16 protein-coding genes are annotated in these 24655 nt (G+C 57.9%); 7 read left to right on the top strand and 9 right to left on the bottom strand.

The window, feature by feature from the left end; genetic code table 11:
• Nucleotides 1-86: 86 nt before the first annotated feature.
• Together NTD85_RS20740 and NTD85_RS20735 are read left to right on the top strand one after the other, a co-directional pair.
• Nucleotides 87-812, top strand: a complete 726-nt coding sequence (locus NTD85_RS20740; protein WP_262143089.1) for an MBL fold metallo-hydrolase — start codon at nt 87-89, stop codon at nt 810-812.
• Between the two features lie 42 nt (nt 813-854).
• Nucleotides 855-1103, top strand: coding sequence for an acyl carrier protein (locus NTD85_RS20735; RefSeq protein ID WP_262143088.1), 249 nt, complete (start codon nt 855-857; stop codon nt 1101-1103).
• A 202-nt stretch (nt 1104-1305) separates the two neighbouring features.
• On the opposite strand, the gene NTD85_RS20730 is transcribed toward NTD85_RS20735, so the two are convergent.
• Nucleotides 1306-1434, bottom strand: coding sequence for a PA1414 family protein (locus tag NTD85_RS20730; protein WP_003184145.1), 129 nt, complete (start codon nt 1432-1434; stop codon nt 1306-1308).
• Nucleotides 1435-1576: 142 nt separating this feature from the next.
• Nucleotides 1577-2470: a putrescine utilization regulator PtrR gene (gene ptrR / locus NTD85_RS20725; protein WP_027614570.1), complete on the bottom strand. Its 894-nt coding sequence runs from the start codon at nt 2468-2470 to the stop codon at nt 1577-1579.
• A 104-nt stretch (nt 2471-2574) separates the two neighbouring features.
• Here ptrR and NTD85_RS20720 point away from each other — a divergent pair, with 104 nt between their 5' ends.
• Nucleotides 2575-3756, top strand: coding sequence for an MFS transporter (locus NTD85_RS20720; RefSeq protein ID WP_262143087.1), 1182 nt, complete (start codon nt 2575-2577; stop codon nt 3754-3756).
• Here the strand turns inward: NTD85_RS20720 and NTD85_RS20715 are convergent.
• The 3 genes from NTD85_RS20715 to NTD85_RS20705 all read right to left on the bottom strand — a co-directional run bounded on the left by NTD85_RS20715 (nt 3701) and on the right by NTD85_RS20705 (nt 6160).
• Nucleotides 3701-4633, bottom strand: coding sequence for a DMT family transporter (locus NTD85_RS20715; protein ID WP_262143086.1), 933 nt, complete (start codon nt 4631-4633; stop codon nt 3701-3703). The two genes, NTD85_RS20720 and NTD85_RS20715, sit on opposite strands and share 56 nt — an antisense overlap.
• A 240-nt stretch (nt 4634-4873) precedes the next feature.
• A complete protein-coding gene (locus tag NTD85_RS20710) occupies nt 4874-5278 on the bottom strand; it encodes a DUF2177 family protein (RefSeq protein WP_262143085.1) in 405 nt (134 codons plus the stop codon).
• A 45-nt stretch (nt 5279-5323) separates the two neighbouring features.
• Nucleotides 5324-6160, bottom strand: coding sequence for a S1 RNA-binding domain-containing protein (locus NTD85_RS20705; RefSeq protein WP_003222709.1), 837 nt, complete (start codon nt 6158-6160; stop codon nt 5324-5326).
• 350 nt (nt 6161-6510) lie between these two features.
• Here NTD85_RS20705 and NTD85_RS20700 point away from each other — a divergent pair, with 350 nt between their 5' ends.
• The 3 genes from NTD85_RS20700 to NTD85_RS20690 all read left to right on the top strand — a co-directional run bounded on the left by NTD85_RS20700 (nt 6511) and on the right by NTD85_RS20690 (nt 8568).
• Entirely contained in the window at nt 6511-6699 is a 189-nt protein-coding gene (locus NTD85_RS20700) for a hypothetical protein (protein ID WP_016985943.1), read from the top strand.
• A 208-nt stretch (nt 6700-6907) separates the two neighbouring features.
• Entirely contained in the window at nt 6908-7627 is a 720-nt protein-coding gene (locus NTD85_RS20695) for a TorF family putative porin (protein WP_003222704.1), read from the top strand.
• Between the two features lie 71 nt (nt 7628-7698).
• Nucleotides 7699-8568, top strand: coding sequence for a DUF6279 family lipoprotein (locus tag NTD85_RS20690; protein WP_003222702.1), 870 nt, complete (start codon nt 7699-7701; stop codon nt 8566-8568).
• 113 nt (nt 8569-8681) lie between these two features.
• Here NTD85_RS20690 and NTD85_RS20685 read toward each other — a convergent pair whose 3' ends face one another.
• Nucleotides 8682-9074 (bottom strand): transcriptional regulator, encoded by a 393-nt coding sequence (locus NTD85_RS20685; protein WP_096797478.1) that lies wholly within the window; start codon nt 9072-9074, stop codon nt 8682-8684.
• A gap of 176 nt (nt 9075-9250) precedes the next feature.
• Between NTD85_RS20685 and NTD85_RS20680 the strand changes: the two genes are divergently transcribed.
• Nucleotides 9251-9985 carry a DUF899 domain-containing protein gene (locus NTD85_RS20680; RefSeq protein ID WP_262143084.1) on the top strand — a complete coding sequence of 245 codons (735 nt, stop codon included), beginning with the start codon at nt 9251-9253 and terminating at the stop codon, nt 9983-9985.
• A gap of 76 nt (nt 9986-10061) precedes the next feature.
• Here NTD85_RS20680 and NTD85_RS20675 read toward each other — a convergent pair whose 3' ends face one another.
• From NTD85_RS20675 to NTD85_RS20665, 3 genes are all read right to left on the bottom strand, one after another.
• Complete coding sequence (locus NTD85_RS20675) at nt 10062-10364, bottom strand: hypothetical protein (protein ID WP_262143083.1); 303 nt, start codon at nt 10362-10364, stop codon at nt 10062-10064.
• A gap of 473 nt (nt 10365-10837) precedes the next feature.
• Complete coding sequence (locus NTD85_RS20670; RefSeq protein ID WP_262143082.1) at nt 10838-11230, bottom strand: hypothetical protein; 393 nt, start codon at nt 11228-11230, stop codon at nt 10838-10840.
• A complete protein-coding gene (locus NTD85_RS20665; RefSeq protein ID WP_262143081.1) occupies nt 11227-24537 on the bottom strand; it encodes a hemagglutinin repeat-containing protein in 13311 nt (4436 codons plus the stop codon). The genes NTD85_RS20670 and NTD85_RS20665 overlap by 4 nt, the downstream gene beginning before the upstream one ends.
• Between the last annotated feature and the right edge of the window lie 118 nt (nt 24538-24655).

Here is a 24655-nt window from a genome sequence, read left to right as displayed (position 1 = left end):
GCTCTGATGTAACGACTTGATGCTTTCTTCGACGGGTGTGGCGTCGGTTGCCACACCCGTTTTTTTACGTCTGGAGAAAATGGCTTATGAAGATCGTTTCGCGCGATCAGTGGTTTGAAGTTTTGAGCTTGAGCGATGGCATCCGGCTGATTCATGAACCGTATATTCGACCGTTCTACCGCTGCAACCTGTGGCATGTTCAGGGCCGCGACAAGGACTTGTTGCTGGATAGCGGTTCGGGATTGGTCAGCCTGCGCGAGCAACTGCCGTGGCTCACCGAACGGCCGCTGGTGGCCGTCGCCAGCCACTGCCACTTCGACCACATCGCCGGGCATCACGAATTCGCCGAACGTCTGGTGCATCGCGCCGAGGCCGACATTCTTGCCGCGCCGAACGGCGAGAATGACCTCAGCCGGGCCTTCGTCGGTGACGACATGTTCGAGGCGCATCCGGACTGTCCGCTGTGCTACGCCGAATACCGGGTCAAGGCTGCGCCAGCCACCGGGTTTGTCGAGGATGGCGACGTGCTGGATCTGGGCAACCGCACGCTGCAAGTGCTGCACACGCCGGGGCATTCGCCGGGTGGGATCAGCCTGTATGAGGCGGCCACCGAAACCTTATTCAGCGGCGACATCATCTACGACGGGCCGTTGATCGAAGACGCCTACCACTCCAATCTGCAGGATTACGCCACCAGCCTGCGGCGCTTGCAGGCGCTGCCGATCCGCACGGTGCATGGCGGGCATTTCGGCAGTTTTTCCGGGGGGCATTTGCGTTCGATGATTGACGAATGGTTACGTCGACACGCTTGAGGCCTGCTGTAATCAGTCAACACAACAACGAAACTGTCTGCCATGAGAAGAACTGCCGTGCGTGCTGCCGTGCACCGATACATTAAGCGCCTGCTGGACTCCCGCGAATTCAACGACGACACCCGCCTGGTGCAATTAGGGCTGGAGAAGGCAGATATCGAGGATCTGATATTTCATCTGGAAGATGAGTTCGGACTGACGGCGTTCACCGCCGAAGAGGATCACATGCTCAAGACCGCGAAAACCGCGAATGACCTGAGTCGATTTTTGCTAGAGATTGGAAGGCATTGAGAGGGTTTGCCAAATACAACCATCAGGGTGAGCTGAAACCCTGTGGCGAGGGAGCTTGCTCCCGCTGGGCTGCGAAGCAGCCCCAAAACCATTCAGCCCGGTTGTGCCAGACGGACCTTGTTCAGTGACCTTACGACTGCTGCGCAGCCGAGCGGGAGCAAGCTCCCTCGCCACAACAAGCGTCACTCACATGGAGCCGTACTTACCGCCGGCGAGGCTGACGCCGGCGCTGTTCGTCATCGGTGCGGATCGGAACGGGTTGCAGAGGCGGTTCGATCAAGCCGAGGGCAACACCCAAATCGTGCAGCCAGTTCTGAATTTTCTCTTTCATCGTCATGCCCCCTTCAGGGTAGTGCTGAGCGGCCGGAATTCTGAGGCCGCTTCGCACTGATAATAGTCCTAAGTCCTACGCAATGCTCGGCCAAATCCGCAATGATCTGTTACTGAATTGAACAGAATTACCATCGATTGGTTCACGCCGTCTGCCGGGTTTCACTGGATGCCACGGGATAGAGCGCTTGCTGCTGTTCAATCCAGGCATTGAGGTTGGCCCCGACCATGCCCTTGCGCCACATGAGCCATGTTGTCGCACTGGCAAACGGCTCGGCCAACGGGTGCACCGCGACACTTTCGCGCCCGGGCAGACTGGCCAGCATCGACTCCGACATCAGCGCCACGCCGCTGCCGGCAATCACACAAGCAAGCATGCCCTGATAGGACTCGATCTCCATCGCCCGGCCCATCGCCGCCTGATAGTGGACAAACCACGCCTCCAGTCGGGCGCGGTAAGCGCAGCCATGGCGGAAGGTGAACACCGCCCTGCCCTCGACCTCTTTGGCGCTGCGGATCGGCGGGTGATCGGCTTCGCTGATCAGCACCAGACGCTCGTCGCACAGCGGTACGCCGTCGATCCCCGCCAGTTGTGGCGGGCCGTCCACCAAAGCCGCATCGAGACGCCCGGAGACCAGGCCTTCAAGCAACTCACCGCTGGGCCCCGACTGCACTTGCAGATTCACCGCCGGGTATTGCTTGTGATAGCGCGCGAGCAACGCCGGCAAATGGATTGCCGCGGTGCTGTAAAGCGTACCGAGAACAAAATCCCCCGCCGGTTGCCCGCCCATCACCGCCGCACTGGCCTGATCGCGCAGCGCGAACAGTTTGCCGGTGTAGTCCAGCAGGACTTTTCCCGCAGGCGATAACTGCAAACGCTGACGCTCGCGGACGAACAGTTCGACACCCAATTGCTCTTCCAGCTGTTTGAGCCGGGTCGACAGGTTGGACGGCACCCGGTGCAGACGCTCGGCGGCGCGGGTGATCGAACCTTCCTCGGCCACTGCCTGAAAGATCCGCAATTGGCTGAATTCCACAACCATTCTCCATTACAGAACAAGTTACTCACTATTATTCAATTTTAAAGAAAGTCAATCGGTTCTAGCCTGACGGTCATTGCTCCTCCAAAGGAATCCCGACCATGTCGCCACTGATTCGCTTATCCGCCTGTTTCGTCGCCCTGATGATGGCCATGGGCATCGGGCGTTTCGCCCTCACCCCGCAACTGCCGCACCTGCTCAGCGAAGGCCAGGTCGACCTGACGGCCGCCGGTCTGATTGCCGCGGCCAACTACCTCGGCTATCTGCTGGGTGCGGTGGATGCGATGTTCGCCCATCGTCCGCAGCAAGTGCAGCGCCGGTTGCATGGCGGGTTGTGGCTGTGCGTGCTGCTGACCCTGGCGTCGTTCTGGGCCAACGGCTTCTGGGCGCATTTACTGCTGCGCTTTGGCACCGGGGTGGCGAGTGCCTGGGTGCTGGTGATGATCACGGCGCTGAGTCAACCACTGGCAGCGGCGGCAGGCCGGCCACGGCTCGGTGCACTGGTGTTCGCCGGTCCGGGGCTGGGGATTTTTCTCACAGGGTTGCTGGCGCTGTTCTCACATCTGCTGAACCAGACGTCTGCCACGTTGTGGCTGATCTATGCCGCCGTGGCGCTGGTGATGTTGTTGGGGATCGTGCGGTTCCTGCCACAACCGGGCGTGCACACACCGGTCGCCACCCTCAACGTCAGCCATGCGAATCGCGGCATCCCGCGACTGGCTGTGGTGTATGCGCTGTACGGCGTGGGTTACATCATTCCGGCGACGTTCCTCTCGCAGATGGCCAACGCGCAGTTTCATGGACAATGGCAGGCCGATCTGTTCTGGCCATGCTTCGGGCTCGGCGCCGCCATCGGCGTGTTGCTGGTGAGCCTGCGTCGCCACGACCCGAACACCACACGGCACTGGCTGACCGCCACCCTGTGGTTGCAGGCGCTCGGGGTCTTCGCCTGTCTGTTGGGCAGCGGTTATGGCCTGGCGCTGGGGGTGATGTTGTGCGGCATGCCGTTCCTGGCCTGCATGCAACTGGTGATGCAGCGCTCGCGGGAACTGGCGCCCCACACCACCCAGCGCAACGCCGGGCTGCTGACCGCGTGCTTCGCCGTCGGCCAGCTCAGCGGCCCGTTGCTCGCGGCGCTGAGCAGCCATTTCAGCGGCGGTCTGCAACCGGCGCTGATCATTGCCGGCAGCGGTCTGCTGATTGCCGGCGGGCTGGCGCTGCAATCGGTCAGTGCTGGCCGAGGGCTTTGCGCAAACGCCGACGCACCCACTGCTCAGCGCTGACAAAGGTGATGCCGAGCAACACCAGCACCGCGCCGATGACGAAGTTAATGCTCAATTCTTCGCCAAGCAGCACCACGCCAAAGGTGACGCCGAACAGCGGTGTCATGAACGAAAACACCGCCAGATTGGCCGCCAGATAGCGGCGCAGCAGCCAAAACCAGGTCAGGTAACTGAGGAACGACACCACCAGACCCTGGAACAACACGCTGGCCACCGCCACGGTGGTCAGGCTGACGTGAGTGATCTGGCCGCTGAACAGCGCGATCAACAGCAGGCCGACGAAGCCGACGATCAATTGATAAAACAAGGTCAAGGTCACCGGCGCTTCCGATAGCCGCGAAGCGCGCACTACCACAGTGGTCGCGCCCCAGCAGGCACCGGCAATGACCCCGAACGCATCGCCCAGCAGCATGCGCCGGTCGAGGTTGTCCCACGACACGCCACCCGCGAAAGCAATCGCGATACCGATGAAAGCGAGCAGAATCCCCAGCCATTGCAGCGGTCGCAGACGCTCGCTGGCCAACAGGAAATGCACACCCAATGCAGTGAAAATCGGTGCGGTGTAGAGGAACACCGACATGTGCGCGGCAGTGGTCAACTGCAGGCCTTCGGCGATGAAGAAGAACTCCAGACCGAACAACGCACCGGCCAGCAGTCCGCCGCGCCAGGTGTTGCCGACCTGATCCCAGCCTCCCTTCCAGCACAGCAGCAAACCCACCAGCAACGCGGAAATCCCCGAACGCCCGGCCGCCTGCATCACCGGCGCGATGTGCGGCGCGGCCCACTTGATCATCACTTGCTGCACGCCCCAGATCAGGCACAGGCCGATCATCACCTGCAGGGCAAAACCGTCGGCATTGCGCCGCTCGACACTCACCGCAACACCTCGAACACACACAACATGGCAGCCATCCGCTGGTCAAAAATCTGTGTCGGGGATTATCAATCACTCGGGCAGAAAAAGCCGTCTGAAAAAGACTTTGTCTGCGTCAGTAACGTCAGCGGTGAATGGCCGTCGGCTGCGCCGCCATTCGCGAGCAAGCCCGCTCCCACAGTAGAACGCATTCCCCAGTGGGAGCGGGCTTGCTCGCGAAGGCGTCGGGTCCGACAACCAAGATTACGCAATTGACTTCACAAATCGCTTCGCAGCCAGGAAACCGACCGTGCAGGCCACAGCCGTCGCAAACGCCCCCCACGCCCAATCCATCAAACTCACCTGTACCGACCACCCGCGCAGCGTCGCCCAGTTGGTCAAGTCATAAGTGCCGTACGCCACCAGTCCCAACAACGCGCCCATGCGTGCCGCGCGTTGCCAGCTCAGCGCCGGCAACACCACAAACTGCACACAACCGAAAACATACAGGCAATAAAAAACCGCTGCCGGTAACAGCAGCGGTTTTTCGAGCATCAGAGAACCGAGCAGCTCGCGGTAGGTTGGCGCCATCAATACGCCGAGCCAGATGCCATCGAGCAACAGAAACGCCACCAGTGTGGCGCCATAGGCAATCAACGCTTTTTTCATTTAACCGACCTCAAGTGAGCCCATGCAACATGGGCTACGCGAGGCTCAGGTTAGTTCAATGCGATCGGCGTGAATGACGATCTTGCCTTCCTTGTACAGCGAACCGATGGCTTTCTTGAAGTTGCCCTTGCTGACCCCGAACATGCTGCTGATCAGCGCCGGATCGCTCTTGTCGCTGATGGCCAGCGTGCCGTTGCTTTCGCGCAACTTGGCGAGGATCTTCGAACTCAGGCTGCTGGCCGCTTCCTGGCCCACCGGTTGCAGGCTGAGGCTGATCTTGCCGTCGGCGCGCACTTCCTTGATGTAACCCTTCTCGCGCATGCCGGACCGCATGAACTTGAAGATTTCATTCTTGTGAATCAAGCCCCAGTGCTTGTTGTTGATGATCGCCTTGAAGCCCATGTCGGTGGCTTCAGCCACCAGCAGATCAACTTCCTGCCCGGCGCTGTAGTTGGCCGGGGTCTTGTCGAGGTAGCGATCCAGACGTGCGGTCGCGGTGATGCGGCGAGTGTGTTTGTCGAGGTAGACGTGCACCACGCAATATTCACCAGCGGTCATCTGCCGCTTCTCTTCGGAATACGGCAGCAACAGGTCCTTCGGCAGACCCCAATCGAGGAACACGCCGATGCTGTTGATTTCAACAACTTTCAGACTGGCAAATTCGCCGACCTGAACTTTTGGTTTTTCAGTGGTAGCGATAAGTTTGTCATCGCTGTCCAGATAAATAAAAACGTTGAGCCAGTCTTCATCTTCGCTGGGAATATCTTTAGGGATATAACGGTTAGGCAAAAGAATTTCGCCGTCGGCACCGCCATCCAGATATAAACCGAAGTTAGTGTGTTTAACCACTTGCAAACTGTTGTAACGCCCGACTAAAGCCATTTTCCAAAACCCTCATTGCGTGGCGGCATTCTACCCGGTTTTGCCGGCTTCGTTCGCTGGCTGAGCAACCCGCTCGAGAAAATCCACGGGACACCTTGATTTTCCTGGGTCTCGCACGGTCGGGCTGCCACTCGTCTGACCAGCGCAGCACCGGCCGCGCCATTTCGCGCAGGATGTTTTCACTGATGGCAAATAAATGTTCTTATTTAAAACAGTGGCTTAGGTGGATATTTCGAATAATTAATCGAGAATAATCCACCCACGCGCTCAGTTATTCCCGGGGATATTTATCAAGCAATTGTCAAGTTATTCCTGTACGATGCCTGGCCGAGTTACTTTTCTACAGGTTAATGGCCGCCATGCGTGTAAAAGCATCCACCAGCAAAGCAAAGCCAGCTCCAGCCGTTGAAACCAGCGAATCGATCAACGATCAAATCGCAGCGTTCCTCAAGTCCGGCGGCGAAATCCAGCAAATTGCCAAAGGCGTCAGCGGCCAGACGTTCGGTCCGTCCAAGCAGATCAGCCTGGGCAAGAAGTAACACCCGGTAATACACCCGTCCTGAGGCGCTTTGAGTTTCGAAGCGTCTGGACTGGCACCCGCGCAATACCCTCCATTCTGTTTAACCAATCTTTTGAAAATCGACGAACGGCCATCATCGCCGAGCATTCGCCGGTATCCTTGCACGCGTCTGGATCAAGCGTTTCAGCAGGCTCAATGCCTTGCCCTCGCTGTTCATGGAGTGACGCATGCTCAAACCCACTTCCTGTTTACTGCTGGTAGGCCTGCTGGTCTGCTCGACTGCGCACGCGCAGATTTTCCAGCGCGAGCTCGGCGACTTCGACCTCAAACTCGGCACCACGCCCAGCCGCAGCATGGCCCAAGGCCTGGTCAAGCCGGCGGCAGTCGGCTCCTTCCACGGCGGCCTCGACCTCAGCCACGACAGCGGCCTGTATGTCGGCCAGTACGCACCGAGCATGGGCCTCACACCGGGCAAGAACCTCGAAATCGACTCCTACGTCGGCTTCAAACAACCTTTCGATCAGACCCTCGGCTATGAAGTCGGGATGATCCACTACAGTTATCCCAAAGTAGACACCCTCGACAGCCAGGAGCTGTTCGGCGGCCTGACCCTGCTCGGCAGCCGCTTCGGCGTCGCCGTGAGCAACGACCCGGACAAACAGAACAACACGCTGTTCGCCGACCTCGGCGGCAATCAGCCGTTCGGCATCGGGATCAGCATGAAATACACCACCCACCAACTGAACACGCCCGTGTCGGTGGACGGTGGTTATGTCAGCAGTTTTACCGATTGGTCGGTGAAATTTTCCCGGCCGTTCATGGGCGTCGATCTCGACCTGATCTACAGCAACTCCAACCTCAGTGGCAGCGATTGCTCGGCTTATTCCGGGCAAAATAGCGAGTGCGACGGGCTGGTCACACTCAAGGCCGAACGCGCGTTCTATTGATCGGCTGAACTGCCGGCAGCCTCCCGCGTTCACATAAGAATCAGACGCCAGGCTCTCGCAAGGACTCGCTCATGTCTCGCTGGTTCAAACACCTCGCCACCCTGCTGATCTTCACCCTCGCCCTCGGCGCCTGCAGTCGCGTCGGTCTGGCCTACCGCAATCTCGACGTGATCATTCCATGGACGCTTGGCGACTATCTGGACATGACCAGCGAGCAAAAAGACTGGTTCAACGATCGCCTCAAGGAGCACCTGAACTGGCACTGCACCACGCAATTGCCGGGCTACCTCGACTGGCTGGATCGCTTGCAAGCGATGGTCGAAACCAATCAGGTGACAGACGCGGCACTGCAAGCGCGAACCGTAGAAGCGAAAAAAGCCATCGCCGAAACCGCACGCCAGATCACCCCATCAGCCATCGAACTGCTGCAAGGGCTGGACGATAAACAGGTCGCGGAAATGAACGACGCGTTCGCCAAGGACCTGCGCAAGCGTGAAAAGGAATACGTCAAACCACCGCTAGCGCAACAGATTGCCGAACGAGCTGCGCGCATGGACAAGCGTCTCACCGATTGGCTTGGTCCGTTGAGCGTCACTCAGGAACAACGGGTGATGGCCTGGTCAACCGCGCTAGGCGAGCAGAACACCCAATGGATCGCCAACCGCGCGCACTGGCAACAACAGTTCAGCGCGGCCGTTGCGCAGCGTAAAAGTCCGGAATTCCCACAACAGATCGAGACACTTCTAGTCAATCGCGAGCGCTTATGGACAGCGGATTACCAGAAAGCCTACGCCAACACCGAAGCACAGGCGCGCTCGCTGGCGGTTGATTTGATGGCGCAGAGCACGCCGCAGCAGCGTCAGCGGTTGCTCAAGAAAATCGAAGGAGTGCGTAAAGACTTCAATGACCTGAAGTGCCTGAAGGCTGCACAGAAACCTTAATAGGATGCCAATCCAATGTGGGAGCGGGCTTGCTCGCGAATGCGGTGGATCATTCACAATCTATGTGTCTGATACAGCGCATTCGCGAGCAAGCCCGCTCCCACAAAAGACTATCAGGCAATCTGCGCCTTGGAAGCCACCTCATCAAACGTCGCCTCATCCAGCGCATCTTCCTGCTCGTCCAGCACCTGCCGCGGATGATCATTGCCGGGAATGCTGCTGTCGATCAGGCTCAGCAGGCTTGATCCGCGTGGCGTCAGAATGAAATTGCTGCCGGTACTGCCCATATGATCCGGACGCGGTTCGATAAATCCACGATCGAGCAACAAGCCTTCATATTCGCAGGCCACCGTTTTCAAGTGATCCAGATTCTCGATCGGCTCGCCTGCACTGGCTTTCTGCGCCGCATAGTCCTCGGCATATTTTCGCGGCGCGAAACTTTCGCCTGCACTGTTCTGCACTTCATGCAGCAAGCGTTCAATCAAATCCCAGTTATAAGTCGTCATCCTGATTCAACCTCCGGTGCGCGTGATTTGGGGCGCTGTCATAGGTTGTGACCGGTGCCTGTCGCCGCCGTTCAGCCGCATTTCACGCCGCGACCGACCGGCGGTCTGTCGAATTGATCGTGTGTTAAACGACTAGTCTGACAAAGACGGTTTCAACCCCCGCAGGAGAAATCATCATGAACGTTGAGAATCATCCGGTGGTATCGCGAGAAGAATGGCTCGCTGCGCGCAAACAGCATCTGGCCGACGAAAAGGCCTTCACCAAGGAACGCGATCGCCTCAGCGCCAAACGCCGCGCGTTGCCCTGGGTCAAAGTCGACAAGGACTACCGATTTCACGGCTCACACGGCGAGCTGAAACTGGCCGACCTGTTCGGCAATCGCAGCCAGTTGATCGTTTACCACTTCATGTTTGCCAAGGACTGGGAGGAAGGCTGTCAGGGTTGCTCGTTCCTGTCCGACCACATCGACGGCGCCAATCTGCACCTGGCCCACCACGACATCGCCATGGTCGCGGTCTCCCACGCCCCGTTTGAGCAGTTTCAGGCCTTCAAGCTGCGCATGGGCTGGAAATTCGACTGGGTCTCGTCAGACGGTTCCGATTTCAACTACGACTTTGGCGTGTGTGCCCGCGCTGAAGATGTCGCTGCAGGAAAGGCTACGTACAACTACGAAAAGACTGACAGTGCCGAGGAAGAAATGCCCGGCCTGAGCGTGTTTTATCGTGATGCAAAGGGCGACATTTTCCACACCTACTCAACCTATGCCCGTGGGCTGGACATGCTGGTCGGTGCCTACAACTACCTCGACCTCACACCCAAGGGCAGGAATGAGGACGAGATCATGGAGTGGGTGCGGCATCATGATCGGTATGAAAATGAAAAAGCCTCGAGTTGCTGCCACCAGAGATAATCAGCAAATCAAAGGAAAGGCAGCGGCCGGCAATACCGCCCGCTGCATCCTGGATGCCTGGAATACGCATCACCGTCTAATAGTTGAATTTTGTTTTGACCTGTTCGCCTTCGCGATAAGACAGGACAAATGACTTCCATGGCTCGCCGCGAGTGACCGCATTCTCGTGTAATTTTTCTACAAGCGCATAGATTTTCGAGTTATTGAAATCAGTTTCAGCGTCCCAAGTTTCTGAGCCATTTTTTTCTACAGCGAGGTCGGCCTCCATATAGTTCCCCCCCCACTCAACGCTGTATCGAAAGGCGTCATAACCGTGAACAATTCCGTTCTCTACCAGCTCGAAAATTGATTTAACGAGTTCGAAGTCTTCTGTAATCACTCTATTACCTCCGGAATTTGATGAGGTTCATTTTTAAATGTCACGGTTTTGGGTTTACCGTCAATAACGTACGTCAATACTAACGAATCAGGTCGCACTGAACCGGGATCTGCACGCTCAAACCTGACCGTAGTAGGCCCTACCGTTCGGGCAGGATCATCTAGGGCTTCCTTCACTCTATTCTCATAGAACACTTTGTAGGCTGAATTGTTGAAATTCTTGTCCTGGCGTCAAAGGGCGTCAAAGGGGACAGATTTATTTTTTGGTAAGATATTTGATCTTCTACCTGCCAAAATAAATCTGTTAGCTTACCCCGAGCAATAACATTCAGGAGATGGCCTTCTTCATTTCCAACTGTCATGATGCCTAATGGCCTAAGGGACAGACCAAGTTTATTTAAACGTGGCCTGTCCCATTATCCTCTCTGAGAAAAAAGATTGCAGAAGCTTATTCAGCTCATTATAAACCTACACTTATTCAATCATCTTCTTATACACCACAAGATCGTGATCTCTAACGGCGTATATTGACTCATATTGAAAGGACAGCAGAAAGCGGTTATTTATGCCCCCTACCAACGCCACCATGAACTCATCCAATTCTTTTGCACTTTCTGCCAATGTGCTTATCGGGCAATGCACAACCAACCTTGCGCCTATTTTCCAACCCAAGGGATTTGCTTGATCTGTACCTATATCCTCCAGAGTGGCATGCTGGGTGTATACAAAAAAAGCATTTGATTCTGGAAAATTCCCGGAAAACTCAGAATCCTCAACGTCGACTGACGCCCCCAGCAATCCCAGGACATCTACCAGTTGCTCTACACGGGGGTAACCCTCAAATTCGAACACCATCATTATGCTCATGGTTTGTGCACCTCAATTACTCTGAACTGGCCATCTTTCAACAAATAAAGTTTTTTAAGATCTTTCACTGGATACTCCGCTATATTTTTTTGTATGTCATCGAAACCTAACGGCGAATCTGCCAGATTCAGAACAACAGTTTTAGCCTGCTTAATAACTTTATCATTAATCGTCTTCCATACCGAAAGGAGGCTGCCAGTCTGAGGCGATGCCACATCGGCTACTTCTCCATTGATTTTAAGATCTGGATTCGCCTTATTCTTTGCAACATTAGGCAGTTGTTCCACATCATACCCTGCTTTTGCCAGAGCCTTTGCAGCCTCGTTCTGCCTTTTAATGGACCTTACCATTTCGATAGAAGCATTCTTCGGTGGTAGTTCGGCATCCCCCAAAAGAGATCCGATTTTAGGTAATGTCGAGAGGCCTGCCTCGCTGTCAGTCAACCCACCCGTCGCAGGAGGCTTGGAGTCAAGCACAGGCACATCCGTATCACGTACGACAGTCTGCAACTTATTGATCTGGTTTTTGACGAGGTCGAGATCAAACGACGCGCCTATTTTCTTGACGGTATTGACCGAGACATCAATACCCATCCGCGAAAGGGTCAACGCGCTATTTGCAGAACTGCTCCCACCGCCCGCCAGCAACTGAACAACGAGCGCCACGGCTTGCCCCATTTGCCGGCCGAGGTTTTCCGCGTTGGCATCGCCGCCTTCGGCGAGCGCCTGCCCAATCTGATCAATCTGGGATTTGAAAGCAGCGCCAACTGCTTTACCCAGCAGCGCCTGAGCCTCATCAGAGCCAGCGAACTCCACGACGGCGTCCCAACTCTGCATAGGATCCCTCAACAGCATGACGGCGCTATCCAAAGTCCCAAGGCCCGCACCCGCCATCCCATCGGTAAAACCTTTGAGGGCTCCGGAGCCGGTCAGCAAATCCTGCCGCGTAGACTGGCTCTGCCACTTCACCGCGATCGCTATTTTTTTCAGGATATTGGGTTCGGCATCAATTTCTTTCATGGCCTGGACGTATTGCTGCGTCGCCAACCAGTTGTTGTCGATATTCGCCGTAGCTGCGTTGTTCGCTGTGGCGGCGCCATTCGGATTGCTCATGGCCGCAATGCCGGTCACCAGGCTGGTGATGATGTTGCGTTTGGCTTCGCGCTCTATCGCCGTTTCATTTGGATCAGTGTCTGCGAACAGTCCCGCCAGCACGCTCGCTGCTGAACCGCCCAAAGCACCTGCCGAACAGGACTGGTTGCTGGCCGCCGCACCGGCGCAGCCGAGAATCGCATGCAACGCGGTGTGTGTAGGGCTGCCTTCCTTCAGCCCCTTTTTCACCCAGTCACCGATATACGATGAGCCTTGCTGCTGTACGTAATTGACCACCATGTTCTGGGCAAACTGCGCACTGCTACCGCTTACGTTACCGCTGACGCCTGCGACGAGGGCTGTAGCGATTTGGCGGTAAGTACCCCCGGCCCCCCAGTTATCGCCAATCTCCTTGATCTGCTGTTTGAGCTGTAGGTAGTTTTCGTGGTGAGCCAGTTGAGCTTTCTCGGAAAGTTTCGGATCAGAGGAGGCCGCCAACTCCAGATCAGCCTGCTTCTTCTTGCTATCCATCTCCCGCGCGCGGTCTTCAACGAACTGAGAAACGTTCTGCACAAACTTGCCAACGATCTCGAAGTTCGCACCGATTTCTTCTGCATTGAAGATAGGCTTCAGCTTATTGCTGCCATCGCGATCACTTGAAACATTCGTGTTTATCGCTGCGATGGTTTGCTCAGCGGTTTTTCCAGTCAGCTCCTGCTGTTTTGCGCCGTTGGTAATCGTCACCGCAGCACCGCTTATCCCACTGTGCGTGATACTGCTGGAGCTATCACTGGCGAACAGGACGACAGGCGTGGTGGCGCTCACGCCATTCTTACTGGCGACAACCGGCCCGCCCCGGCTAGCGGTGGCGCTGGCATTACCGTTTTTGTCACGTCCGATATCGCCGCCATAACCACCACTGAGATTGATGCTACTGGCGTCGTACTCGGCCTTGTTCTTGATATCGGAACTCGTCAGCGTGCCAGTGCTCAGGGTGTTTTTGCCGTCGTCGACCGCCTTGTCGGTGCTGGCGATTACCGCGCCGACCAGATCGGTATTGCCCTTGACCTCAACCTGGAAGCCACCGTCACCGGCCTTGATGCCTGACTGTTCCGAAACGCTGGCGTAATCGCTTTGCATGTGCTGCGCAGCAATGCCGCCGCTGACACTGCTGGTGCCATAGCAGAATGGTGGAACGCAAACACTCAGCCCGACGTTTGCACTCATCTGCTTGGAGGTATAGGTGCTGGTGTCCTGCTGACTCTCGACATTGAGGTCACCGCCGACTTTCACCTTGACTGTCTCACCGGTGGCAACGGCCCCTTTGATGTTGGTGTCGCCACCGCTTTCCAGGTTGAGCGTATGACCAGACTTGATCGAGGTATTGGTGTGAGTAACGTCATCGCCATCGCTGCTGCCGCGCCCGACGTTGGCAGCGAGTTCGAAGGTAATGCCGTTACTTTCGCCGAAGCCAAAACCGATGCCCGCGCTCCAGCCATTGTTGCTGTTGGCACTTTGTTGATGTGCGGTGTTTTGCGCGGACAACAGATTGATTTCACCGTCGGCTTTCAGGCTGACATCGCCGCCGCCTTCGATTCGGCTGCCCACGACATTGATGTCACTGTCAGCACCGGCTCCCGTTGCAACGATGTTGACGTTGCCACCTGCGACAACATCGCTGGCAACCACATTGCGGCCACTCTGGCTGCTGTTCATCTTGCTCTGGCTGTTGCTCAGATTGACGCTGACTTTCACGCCACCCAGAGGATTCTGCGTCATCACCTGGCCGGCATCCAGCGCCTGATTGGCACTCATGGCGGCGTTCACTGCTGCCAGTGCGACCATTCGATCATCGCTGGTTTTCTGCGCTGCTTCGCCCATTTGCTGAATGCCACGCAGGGCATCTACCAGAGGAATGCTGACGGTGCCGCCGATTGCCGTGCGGCTGGTGCTCGCAGTTTTGTTGGTGTTGAGAGTGTCGAATCCTGCCTCGATATCAACGTGCTTGGCTTTGATGTTGATATCGCCCTGAGGGGCGACCAACTGGCTCGCGCTCTGGGTGTAATGATCCCCGGCGGTCAGGGAAATATTGCCGCCAAGGGAGGCAATTTGACTGCCCGACTGACGCGTCGAGGTGTTTTGCTCCGATTCTTTCGTTTTGACGACCCCGGTCGCGGGTTGCCACCAGCTACCAATCTGCCCGGTTTTCGTACTGCCGGACTTCGAGCTTGAGGACGAAGTGTTCTGTGCACTGGTAATTTCGAGATTGCGACCGGCATCTATGCCAATGTTCTTATCGGCCACGAGCGTACTGCCCTCGACAACCGAATCGCGACCACTCTTGATCTGGATGCTGCCAGCACTTATATCGCTACCAATATTCTGCGTTGACGTCTGTTGAGCTTGCTGGGTTTTGCGAGTTGACGAAAGCTCGCCCGAAAGGGAAAACCCTGTCTTACTGGAGCTCTTAGACTGACTGGAAGTTTGTGTCTCTTGAGCGGCGCCAATCAGAACATCATTGGCCGCTGTCAGCTTCACCTCGTTTTCCGCACGCAGGGCAGCCGCTTGCAAAGTGATGTTGTTATCCGATTTGAGCTCGATATCCTTTGCACTGAGTTCGGTGCTGTTCAGTCGTGTCTGCGTCAGCTCACTGCTGCTCGATTTGCTTTTGCTCCAGCCTTTCTTGGATGAAGCGTTGGCCTGGCTATAAGAGTCTTCAGCAGCCAACAAGTTGATGTCGCGACCCGCGGTAGCAAGCAAAGTCCCATCGCTGTTGAGCTTCGCTCCGGTCAGATTAATGTCCTGACCTGCCGACACCACCAGCTTGGTACCCGCCTCGACTGTCGAGCTGACGGACAAGACCGTCTCGCTTTCACTCATCGTCGACTTCTTCTTGCCGAAGGAGCCCTTTTTGGTTTTCGAGTAGTAGTCGTAATCAACGTCTTCTGCCGTCTCAATATTGACGTCATCACCAGCGAACAAGTACGCCTCGTTGCTGGCGCTGATGCGACTGGCAATCAGATTGAGGTCTTTGCCAGCGTTGACAGCAATGTCACGCCCCGAGTTGATGACACTTGATTGCTGGGAAACATTGAGGGACTCCACCTGCGTGCGCTTGCTGCGCGCCACGTAATCACTTTCATTTGCCGCGGATGCGATCTGTACATCATTGCCGGCGTTTAAGCTCAGATCCCGCTTGGCATCCAGCCGACTGGCCACAACTGTCACATCCCGATCGGCACTGATCGACAGATCGCGCCCTGATGTCACTTCAGCCCCATGCTGGGTAATCGTCTGATTGAGGTAGCTGCTGCCCCGCGCATTGGTGCTGCGATCCTGAACCGAGGTGATGTTCACATCGCGATCGGCATCGAGCGTCATGTCCTGACCACTCTGGAGTACGCCACCAATGTTATTGATGTCACGACCAGCGCTGATCGTCAGGTCGTTGGCGGCTTCGATCCGTGCGGCGTTATCCAGATAGTCACGGTGGTACACACTGCCACCTCGGTTGACATCAACACTTGTTACATCGCGCTGGTTGATTACGTCCCCATGGGTGGCCGTGAGACTGACATCCTTACCGGAAATGATGCCTCCTGACTTATTAATGATGTCGTTACCGGCTTTGAGCCTCAAACGCTCTCCGGCTTCGATCAGTCCACTGTTGACAAGGTTGTTGTCGGCTTCTGCCCACAAGTTATTTGAAGCGCGCAACGTACCCGCGTTCGTAAGATCGCCACCGGCAATCAACGTCACATCGTTACCCTGGATCAGCGCCCCGTTAGGCGCCAGACGGTTGTTGGCCTGAGCCAGGTACAACACCGGCACCAGCACTTTCTCACCGTTCACTTCGTGCTCTTCGAGCCAGACGATGTCGTGAGTCAATGCCGCCACTTGCTGCGCGGTCAAGGTAACGCCCATCGACAGGTTGAGTTGGTCCTTGCTGGCGATAGCGTTGTTCATCAGGTACTTGAACATCCCTTCGTCAGAGGTCTGTCCGTCGATGAAGCGCTGGCCGGTGCGGGCCACCACGGCCTGCTGCACCATGCGTTGTTCAAACAGACCGTCACCGAGTCGCTTGGCGCTGGTGTCCGGGTCATAACCGAGCTTGCCCAGCAGATAGTCCGAACTCATGAACTGCTTGAGGTCGGTCAGCGCCGGGTTGGTTTCGATCAGATATTTGTGCGGGTTGGAGCGCACGCTGGTATCGGGTAGGGCCTGCACGCGTGGAACGTCGAAAGAAACGTTGCCACGAGCGGGCATCAGCACGCCGACCGGTCCGTCACCGGCGGCGGCATTGACGTTGATGACAGCCGTCTTGTCATTGAGATTCAGCGAAGGACGGCTGGCCAATGCCAGCTCACGGTTCTTCACCGAGACTGGATCGTTTTTATCGAACTGGAGGTCTGTTGCATGCCTGACCGGCATACCGCCCGCATGTGTCGAGGGTGCGGCGGTGATGGAGCCGATCGTCCAGTCTTTGCCGGCTACGAGCGTTTGCTCGCTGCCGTCCTTGCGGCTGAGGCGGAACAGACCGTTGTCGCCGGTCGGCAGGGTGAAGCCCGGCAAGGCCAGTGGGTTGACCTGTTGTTGCGCAAGATCCGGTGGCAACTGGGAATTGATGCGGATGACCGTCGGGATCACCCCGCCACCCAGTTGAGTGGAGCCCAGGCGAGACGCCCCGCCCGCCGACGCGTTGCCGTTGCGAACGACGCCGTTGTCGAGTTTGTTGGTTGCGTTGATGTAGACGGTGCCGCCTGCTTGAACGACCGCATTGGCATTGGCTGTCGGGCTGCTTTCAATAGTGGTGACTTTGGAGAACGCTGCGTTCTTGACCGCAGCCGGCGCCTCCGTGCGCACGCCGCTGTCGTAGCTCGGTGCAGGGAAAGGCAATTTCCCGTCGTAGTCTAGAAGGATCGACCCAAACAGGAAGAAGTTGGCGGCCTCGCTACCGGTATGACGCCCGCCGACCGTAGTCAACGTTTCGACGTTGTTCATGTCCCAAGTGTGGAGGTTCGGGATCATTTTGATTTTGCCGTCCGAGACCCCCATTTTTCCTGAGTCATAGTCCGGATCATTGGCAGCGTTATAGGCGAGTACGTCCCTCCAGAAAAACACGTCATGCCGACCTGGCGCGGCGAACCAGCGACTGACGGTGTAGTCCCCGACAGTCGCTCCCTGGTTCGTGAAGTTCTGCACGTTGATTGTCATGTCACGCCCGGCGCTTACGACAGAGGCGTTATTGATGAACTCCCGACCATTCCCAGTAAGGTTTCGCCCGGCCGTCAGCGTGCCGGAAGCCGAATCCTGAACAATGGTTGAGTGGTATTTTTCAATCCACACCATGTGGCTCGGCAGGCGAGTCTCGTAAAAAATGTTGGAGAACGAAGTACAGGTTTCGCACCGAACACCAATCGCCCCGGAGATCAGCCCGCCCCCGGCAGCCACTTCAAACACATCCTTGCGGTTCTCGATGTGATCCGCCGCCAGGCTCAGGTCACCGGTGCTCTCGATCGTTCCGGAAATGTTGTTGATCGAGGAACTCCAGCCATTGCTGTCGTCCCGGGCGATGCTGATGTTGCCGATGCCATAGATGTCGGCATAACGGTTGGTCAACGTCCCGACCCGCAGCGCCATGTCATCGCCACTGAAGATCAGCCCGTTCTGGTTCAGCAGCGAATTGCTGTTGATCCGCAGCTTTCCACCGCCACCAAGAGTGCCGTTGTTGACCAGAGAATCGGCATTGACAGTCAGGCGATCGGCAGACGTGATGCGCCCGAGGTTGGTCAGGCTGCCGCGACTGGTGATCGTGGACTCAGAGGCGCCGGTGATGCTGGCAGCGGCAGCCACATCAATCTGCGATGCAGTGAGCCCCATCGTTCCGACGCTGCTGATCCGCCCATTGCCGCCATACCGGCCACCCAACTGGATATCCATGCCGCCATCACTGGCAATCACCCCGTCGTTGTACCAGTTCACCCCGCGCCCGGTGAGCTGGTTTGAGGCCAGCACCTGGCCGCTGGCCGTTTGCGTGAAGTTGTTGACGTTGAGCGTCAGGCGCCCGGCCTGGATCACGCTGCTGTTGGTCCAGCTGTCGGCGTTGAGGGTCAGGCCGCCACGGGTGACCAGTGAGCCGCCGGCGTTCATGACGTTGGCGGTGGAAATATCGAACTCACCCACACCGACATGGGTCACTGAGCCGCCAGCGTTGAGGAAGCCCGGCGCTGCCAGGGTGAAATCGGTGTTGGCGGTTTCCACCAGACCGTTGCGGTTATCGAACTGGCTGCCGATCTGGAAATCGGTTTTACCGTTGATGCCCAGTGCACGCAGTTTGCCGCCCTGGTTGTCGAGGTTGGTGGCGCGCACGGCCAGGGTGTTGGCACTTTCGACAAGGCCGCCACGGTTGGTCAGGTTGCCGTTGACGCCCAGCTCGATGCCATTGCCACTGATCTGCCCGGCGTTGTTGTTGAGCGAACCGGCGCTGACTTTGACCATGCCTCGGGCATAGATGCCGCCACTGCTGTTGTCGAGTGCATTACCACCGGCATCGAGCAGAATGTCGCCGCTGTTGGCGGCGATGCGCCCGCCGTCGCTGTAGATACCACCGAGTGCACGCAAGTCGAGGCGGCTGCCTTCGATCTTGCCGCCCTGGCCGTTGCGCAACACGCCGGTCAGGCGGGTCTGCAGCAAACCCTTGAGGCTCGACAGCACACCGCCACGGCTGTCGAGGCTGGCGGCGGTGAGGGTCAGGTCGCCGTTCTGGGCGATGATCTTGCCGCCTTGGTTGTCGATGGCGCCGCTGCCCGCATTCACGGTCAGTGCTGTCATGCTTTGCACAGCGCCCTTGGCGTTGTTCAGCGCCGCAGCGGTGAGGTTCACCCCGGCATCTCGGCTGGAGATCAGGCCATCGGTGTCGTTGTGCAGAGTGCCGCCAGCGGTGAGATCCAGTTGGCCGTTGGCCGACACGGTGCCGCTTTGGCTGTTGTTCAGATCACCGCTGGTGAGCAGGCTCAGCAAGGTCTGGCTGATCAATTGTCCGCCGCGGTTGTCGACACTGGCGGAACGCTTGAGCAGCAGTGGGCCGTTGCTACCCAGCGCACCATTGACGTTGGTCAGGGCACCGAGCAGGTCGAGGCTGACGCTGTCATCGCCAACGAGGCTGCCATTGCTGTTGTTCAGGTGCGTGCCGGTGAAGGTCAGGGCTTTTTTCGCAGTGATTCTGCCGCCGCTGTTGTCCAGCGATGCGGCGCGGACGTCCAGCGCGTCACCGCTCTCGATCAAGCCGCCGGAAGCATTGCTGAGCGTGCCGCCAGTCAGGGCCAGCGTCTGTTTGCCGCCACTGCTGACCGTGCCGTTGCTGTTATCGAGGCTGGCCGCTTTGATACTCACTTCGCCCTTCGCGCCCACGCCACCTTTGCTGTGGTTGGTGAGCGCACCACTGAGGTCGATGCTGGTGTTGCCGAGCAGGCTGGAGACACTGCCTTCCTGACTGTTGTCGAGGGTGCCGCCGGTGACACTCACGCCGTTCCAGCCAGAGACCAGACCGCCCTGATTGTTCAGCTCGGCAGCGGTCAGGGTCAGTTGATCGTTGCTGATCAAGTTGCCGCCACGGTTGTCCAGGCTGTTACCTTTCAAATTGAAGCTGTTGACGCTGGAAATCTCGCCCTTCTGGTTATTCAGGTTGCGCAGCGTCTCAATGCTCAACACGCCTTTGCTGTTGATCACGCCGTTCTGGTTATTGAGATCACGCAGGTGGGCGATGCTCAGCAAACCCTTGCTGCTGATCAGGCCGTCCTGGTTATTCAGATCCTGGGCGGTGGCGCCCAGATCGATCGTGACGCCCGCAACACCCACCAGCGTGCCGCCCTGATTATTCAGGCCGGTGCTGTTGAGGGTCAGTTGTTTCGCGGCCTTGATGCTGCCCTTGTTCTGGTTGTTCAGCAGGCCATCGACCTTGACGTCGATATCGCTGTCACTGAGCAAAACACCTTCGCCACTGTTGTCCAGACTCGCCGCGCGAACCTGCAGCGCCGCCGCCGCGATCTTCCCTTTGATCGAGGTCAGCGCGTTGTCGATCTGCAGGGTGAGTTTCTGATTGCTCAGCAGTTGGCCGCCGCTGTTATCCAATGACTTGGCGAGCAGTTCGAAAGCCTGCTCGCTGGAAATCTCGCCGCCACGGTTGTTCACGTCGGCCAGATTCTTCAACAGCAACTGACCCGGTGCACTGATGACGCCGCTCTGGTTGTTCAACGCGCCGCCGTTCAGATCGACGCTGACATCAGCATTGCTGCTGAACAGCTTGCCACTCTGCTGATCCAGACCACGAACATTGGCCACCAGCGAATTGGCCGCGCCGAGACTGCCGGCGGTGTTGGTCACCTGGCCGGCCGTGATGTGCAGTTGATCGGCGGAGTAAATGCTGGCCTGACTGTTGTTGAGGTCGCCGGTGGTAATGCTCAGTTTGCCTTTGCCACTGATCGCGCCTTGTTGCTGGTTATCCAGCGTGCTGCTGTTGAGCGTCAGGTCGGTATCGGTCAGCAGTTTGCCGCCCTGATTACTGACGGCGCCACGAGTGTCGATGGTCAGCGCTTCAGCGCTGGAGACCGTGCCGGCCTTGTTGTCGAGGCTGTCGGCGTTGATCGCCAGAGCCCCTTCACCGACGACATTGCCTTGCGCGTTGTTCAGACCCGCAGAGAGGTTGATTGCGATATCTTTCTGGCTGGTCAGACGTCCGCTGTTTTCCAGGGTCTTGCCCGTCAGGGTCAGGCCGCTGTCACCGGACAGCAGCCCCTTGTTGCGGTTGATGACTTCATTCACAGTCAGCGCCAGATTGCCGCCGGCGAGCATGTAGCCGCTGTCACTGTTGTCGAGCCAGGCGCCGATCAGGCTCACATCGGCCTTGCTCGACAGTTCGCCGCTGCGGTTGTCGACACGGTCAACGGTGAGGTTCAGCGCTTTTGTCGCGCCCACCAGACCTTCCTGGCGATTATCCAGAGACGCCGCTTTGAGCGTCAGGCCGTTGTCGGCAATGACCACGCCGTCCTGGTTATCGAACAGACCGGTGACGCTCAAATCAACGTCGCCGCGACCACGGATTTCGCCATGGGTATTGTCCAGGCTGGCGCTGCGCGCTTCGATGCCTGCTGAGGCGATCACGCCTTTGATGTTGCTCAGGGCACGTTCAACAATCAGCGTGAGCTTTTCGTTGCTCAGCAGTTTGCCGCCATCGTTGTTCAGGCTTTGCGCGTTGACGCTCCAGGCTTTCGCGCCGGAAATCTCACCAGCGCTGTTGTTCACCTCATTGAGGTTCTTGAACAGCAATTGACCCGGCGCATGAATGTTACCGCGCTGGTTGTCGAGCAGACCGTTGTGCATGTCCACGGTCAGATCGGCGTTGCTGAACAGCTCGCCGCCGTCCTGCTCCAGCGAAGTGACCGATATGTCCAGGTTCTGCTGACTGCCGATGGTCCCGCCCGAGTTATCCAGGTGGGTGGCGGTGAGCAATAGCGTGCCATCGGTGGCGAGACTGCCGCCGCGCAGGTTCTTGAATTCGCCAGTGGTCAGCGTCGAATCGGCCTTGGCGCTGATGATGCCGGTGTCGCTGTTGTCGAGGCTGCCACTGGTAAATGTCAGGCCCTTTTGCGAGGCGAGCAAACCGCCCTGGTTCAATACAGCGCCGCCGCTGGTGAGCGCCATCGATTCGATACTCGACAGTTTGCCCAGACGATTGTCGAGACTGCCGAGGTTGAGGGTCATCTGCCCTTCACTGCTGATCAGGCCTTGCTGGTTATCCACGGCCTCGCCGAAGGTCAGCCCCAGTGTTTTCTGGCTGACGATCCGCCCGGCGACGTTGCTCAAACCGATGCCGCTCAGCGTGCTCGCGCCCTTGCTGAAAATCAGACCGTTAGTGCCGTTGATGATCTGCGCGACTTTCGCCTCCAGCGTGGTGTCGGACAACACCTTGCCGCCCTCGCTGTTGTCCAGGCGCGAACCGTTGATGTGCAGGTCCTGCTGGCTGGAGAGCGAGCCACCGCGGTTGTCGATCTGGTCGACGTTGACCGTCAGGGTCTTGAGCGACCCGACGAGACCGTCCTGATGGTTCTGCAGCGTCTTGCCAGTCAGCAACAGGTTGCCTTCGGCGACCAATTCACCGCCCTGCTGGTTCAGGCTGTCGATACTGGCGTCGATATCGCCCTTGCCGGAAATCCGCCCACCATCGTTGGTGACATTTTTGGCCTTGAGGCCCAGCAGGCCGGTCGAAGTGAGCAAGCCACCATTGCGGTTGTCCAGCGTGTTGCCTTCGAACGTCAGTGTTGCCTTGCTTTCAACGCGGCCCTTGTCGCGGTTGTCCAGTTCACTGATCAGCAGTTTCGCCGCCTGATCAGCGCGAATCGTGCCGCCGCGGTTGTCCGTATTGGCGCTGGTGAGCGTCAGGGTGTTGAGGCTGGAAATCTTGCCGGCGCGGTTATCCAGCCGCGTGGCCTGTACGTCCGTGGCAGCGTTGGCCTGGATCAGGCCTTTGTTCTGATTGTCCAGGCGATCACTGATGCGCGTGGTCAGTGTGCCTTCACTGATCAACTGGCCTTGCTGACTGTTGTCGAGTTGTTGCGCGCGCAGGGTCAGCGATTGTTTGGCGCCGATCCGGCCGCCGTTGCTGTTGTTGATCGCACTGAGGGCGGTGATGTCGAGCAACTGCCCGGCGGTCATCACGCCGGCAACGTTATCCAGCGAAGTGACCGTCAGTACCGCGTCGGTCTGGCCGGCAAGTTCACCATTGCGGTTGATCAGTTGGCCGATATTGCCGGTCAGTCTGGCCTGGCTGTTGATCACGCCTTTGTTGTTCAGCACTTGAGCGGCATTGAGGTTCAGCGTAGCGCTGCTCTGCACGCGACCACCGTTGCGGTTGTCCAGTGTCCCCGCGGTGATCGCTGTGGTTTGCCCACTGAGTGTGCCGCTCTGGTTGTTCAGGGTTTGCGTGGTGTTGACTGTCAGATTGCGACTGGCTACCAGGCTCTTGCCGCTGTTGTCGAGGTTCTGCGCATTCAGGCTCAGATCACCGTTGGCGTTGCGGCTGCCGTCAGCGTTGACCCCGGCCTCAATGACGCCGGCGTTGGTCAACTGACCACCGGCACTGAGGGCGATGCTGTCACGGGCGGCGAGGGTCTGGTGGTTGGTCAGATTGCCTTGGGTCTGCACGTTCAATGCCGTGCCGGCATACACCGGCCCACGCGCATCGAGACTGGCCGCCTTGACGTTGACCGCGCCGGTCGCCGAAGTATCGGCCAGGCTCAATTGACCGTTGGCATCAAGCTGAATATCACCACCGCTGGCGATCAGTTTGCCGTCGAGTTTCACCCCGACCCCGGCCTCGGTGCCCACCAGTTTGATCGCCCCGGCGTACATGCCGCCCAGCGCCGAGGAGTCGATCGCCAGCTGCGGTTTTGCGCTGCCATCATCGGCGCGGGCGGTGGCGTTTAGGGTCTGTGCGTTGACGTCGTTGCGCCCGGCCACGATGGTCAGGTTCTGCGCCTGGAGTTCAGCATTGATCTTCGCGCTGCGGGTGATGATTTCGAAGCGGTCGACGTTGTTGGCGTTGAGGCCGGCGCCTTCGATGGCGACGCTGCCCTGATCAACCTGAAAACGATCCAGCCGGCCCGCGCCATCCAGCACCGGCTTACCGGTAGTCAGCGTCACGCGCGGTGCGTTGATGAAGCCGCAACCATTACAGGTGATGCCATACGGGTTGGCGACGATCACCCGCGCTGACTGCCCCGCCACTTCGGTGTAACCGCGCAACTGGCTCGGGTTACCGCTGATGACTTCGTTGAGAATGGCTTGCGCCGAGCCGCTGTTTTTCAGGTTCGGGTTGCCGATGATATGGCCGCCCAATTGCGTGTTCGACGTCTGGCTCGAGCCGTTATTGAGGATGACACCCTGCGCGCCGACGTTGTAATCGTGAAACTGGTTATGCGACAGCCCGCTGCCGTTGGGCGTGGCGATGTTGATGATCGGCACGCCATTGCCGGCACGATCCAGCGAGGTGTTCGGGTTGGCCACGACAATGCCGTCGGCCTGCGCCCACATCGGTTGCCAGAACATGACGTTCGCCAATAGAAACGCCAGCCCGCGCTTGGGCATGCCCCAGAAATGCTCACGGGTTTTCACGGCAGCAGAAGGCTGACGAGCGAGGAAGGCGTATTGGCGAACGTCCATGTTTGAGCTCTCGTTGCGACAGGCGAATGAGGTCTGGGTAATCAACAGGCAAAGCGATCCCTGCCCGGCAAAACACGGCGCCAGGTGAGAGAACAAGCAAAAAGGGGATAAATGCGCG

Source organism: Pseudomonas sp. 13B_3.2_Bac1, assembly GCF_025466205.1.
In the GTDB taxonomy this organism is placed as follows: Bacteria; Pseudomonadota; Gammaproteobacteria; order Pseudomonadales; family Pseudomonadaceae; genus Aquipseudomonas; species Aquipseudomonas fluorescens_H.
Note: the sequence above shows the minus strand (reverse complement) of the source record. Positions and strands in the feature narration are given on the sequence as shown.